Here is a 2,718-nt window from a genome sequence, read left to right on the forward strand (position 1 = left end):
CATGAGCCGGAACAAGCTCCTCCTCGCCATCGAGGGGTGCTGTACAGCCGCGCGCTGTTTCCGGAGATCCAGGCCATGGACGGTCACGGCTGCGGCAAGCGGGTCGTGAAGGCGCACCGCGGCGAGTCGGTGGTGCTGTCCTGGCCGGCCCACGCGCTCAGCGACCTCGATGTTCCCGAGGACTACGAACGGGCGCTGGGGCGCCTGGCGATGAGGTGACCATGCGAGCGGATCTACTGCGGTTCGCGGCCGAGCTGTCCCAACGGGGTGAGGCGTTCGCGCTCGCGACGGTGGTCCGCCGCGAGCCACCCAGCTCGGCGCGGGTTGGTGATACCGCGCTGATCACGCCGGGCGGCGCGTTCCACGGCTGGTTGGGCGGCAGCTGTACCCAACCCGCCGTCGTGCGGGAAGCGCTCCGCGCGCTCGAAGATGGGTCACCCCGGCTCATCGCCCTTTCACCGAACCCCGAGGCGGACCGCCGCGCCGGGGTCACCGCCTTGCCGATGACGTGCCACAGCGGAGGCAGCGTGGACATCTACATCGAGCCGGTGCTGCCCGCTCCCCGTCTGATCGTATTCGGCGTCTCGCCGGTGGCCCAGGCGCTCGCCCGCCTCGCCAAGGCGATGGGCTTCCTCGTGGACGCCGTGGATCCTGAGGCCGACCGCGCGGCTTTCCCGGATGCGGACCGCGTGATGACCCAACTCGAGGCGGCCGGGCCGCCGGCCGGGGACGGCTCGTCACGTCCGGAGCTGCTCGTGGTGGTCGCGACGATGGGCCGGCGGGATGAAGAAGCCACCACCGCGGCGCTGGCTCTCGAGCCGGCGTATCTCGGCGTCGTGGCGAGCCGGCGTCGGTTCGCCGAGATCGGCGAGGCGCTCGCGGCCCGTGGCGCCCGCCCGGAAGCCCTCGCGGGCATCGCGAGCCCGGCCGGTCTCGACCTCGGCGCCCACGCGCCCGCCGAGATCGCCGTGAGCATCCTGGCCCAGATCGTCCAGCGCCGCCGTTCCGGCGCGGCCTCCTCCGCGCCAGGCCGAGCCGCGGCTCCGGGGCTCGCATCCGAGCATTCCGCGGCCATGCCCTTCGCCGAGGAAGCGGTGGACCCGGTCTGCGGCATGACGGTCACGGTCGCCACCGCGAAGTGGCGCCACGAGCACGCCGGCCGGACGTTCTACTTCTGCGGCAACGGGTGTCGCGAGCGGTTCGCGAAGGACCCGGATCGCTACCTCGCGGCGGCCAGACCGGGGGCCGCCGGGTGAGGGCGGAGATCCGCGCCATGCAGGAGGCGATGGAGCGGCACGGCTATATCGCCGAGCCGGCCATCGCGACGGCGGCCTACCTCGCCACCGAAATGCGGAAGCCGCTCCTGGTCGAGGGCGACGCGGGCGTCGGCAAGACGGAGATCGCCAAGGTTCTCTCTCGCGTCCTGGACACGGAGCTGATCCGGCTCCAGTGCTACGAGGGGCTCGACGTCAACACCGCGCTCTACGAATGGAACTACCAGCGGCAGCTGCTCCGCTTGAAGATGGCGGAACGGGACGGCGGGGACCCCGCCGCGCTCGAGAACGTGATCTTCGGGCGTGATTACCTCCTCGAGCGCCCGCTGCTCCGCGCCATCACGCGGCGCGAGGGGCCGCCGGTCCTGCTGGTGGACGAGGTGGACCGCGCCGACGACGGCTTCGAGGCGTTCCTGCTCGAAGTGCTCTCCGATTTCCAGGTCACGATCCCCGAGCTGGGCACGATCGTGGCGGAGCACATCCCGTACGTGGTGCTGACGTCGAACCGGACCCGTGAGATCGGCGACGCGCTGCGCCGCCGGTGCCTCTACCTGTACGTCGAGCACCCGAGCCTGGAGAAAGAAGTGCGGATCATCCGCACCCAGGTGCCCGACATCGGCGAGCGGCTGGCCGCGGAGATCGGCCGGTTCATGCAGGCGCTGCGCGGACGCCGGCTCTCCAAGCCACCCGGCGCGGCGGAGACGGTGGACTGGGCGCGCGCCCTGATGAGCCTGCACCGCGACCGGCTGGACCGTGAGGCGGTGGAAGAGACGTTAGGCTGCATCCTCAAGGACCCGCACGACGTCGCGGAGCTGGGCGACGCCGATCGCACCTCGCTGGTCGAACGGGCGCTTGCGGGAGCTTCCCTCGCATGACCGCCCGCGACCTCGTCACCCACCTGGCGCGGTTCGCGCGTGCCCTGCGCGAGCGCGGCGTGAAGGTGGGACTCGCCGACGAGGTCGATGCCGCCACGGCCCTCACCTTGGTGGACATCGGCGACCGGGACGAGGTGCGGCTCGCGCTGGCCACCGCGCTCAAGATCCTGCCTCGCGATCGCGCCCTCTTCGAGGACTTATTCGATCGTCTGTGGCGCGAGCGGAGTGGGCTCGATGATGGGACCGATCGGAGCGCGGCCCCCGCGCGCCGTCGCGACAGCCAGGCCGCGGTCCGGCGCGCCGCCTGGGGCCCTCGGGATCCCGCCCTCGAGCCGGAGCGCTCCATCGCGGTCCCCGAGGGCGGCGTGCCGGGCTACAGCGCGGAGGCCCTGCTACGCCGCAAGCCGTTCGACGAGTGCTCGGCGCGCGACCTGGCCGCTATGGAGCGACTCCTCACCCGGCTCGCGCGCACGCTCGCCACGCGCCGGAGCCGGCGACTGGTGCCCACCCGCGGGCGCGGCCTGGTGGACCTTCGCCGCAGTTTCCGCCGCGCGGTGGGCAGCGGCGGC

Annotated in this window: 4 protein-coding genes; all 4 read left to right on the top strand. The window is 72.5% G+C overall.

Features of this window, described 5'->3' with window-relative positions:
- The coding region (locus Q8Q85_01300; protein MDP3772884.1) for a hypothetical protein at positions 1-219 on the top strand (219 nt) is incomplete at its 5' end.
- 2 nt (positions 220-221) lie between these two features.
- A complete protein-coding gene (locus tag Q8Q85_01305; protein ID MDP3772885.1) occupies positions 222-1,256 on the top strand; it encodes an XdhC family protein in 1,035 nt (344 codons plus the stop codon).
- Positions 1,253-2,149: a MoxR family ATPase gene (locus Q8Q85_01310; protein MDP3772886.1), complete on the top strand. Its 897-nt coding sequence runs from the start codon at positions 1,253-1,255 to the stop codon at positions 2,147-2,149. Before Q8Q85_01305 ends, Q8Q85_01310 begins: the two co-directional genes overlap by 4 nt.
- Positions 2,146-2,718, top strand: a 573-nt coding sequence (locus Q8Q85_01315) for a hypothetical protein (protein MDP3772887.1), incomplete at its 3' end; no start/stop codon positions are given. The genes Q8Q85_01310 and Q8Q85_01315, both read left to right, overlap by 4 nt.

Source organism: Gemmatimonadales bacterium (assembly GCA_030697825.1).
GTDB lineage: Bacteria > Gemmatimonadota > Gemmatimonadetes > Gemmatimonadales > JACORV01 > JACORV01.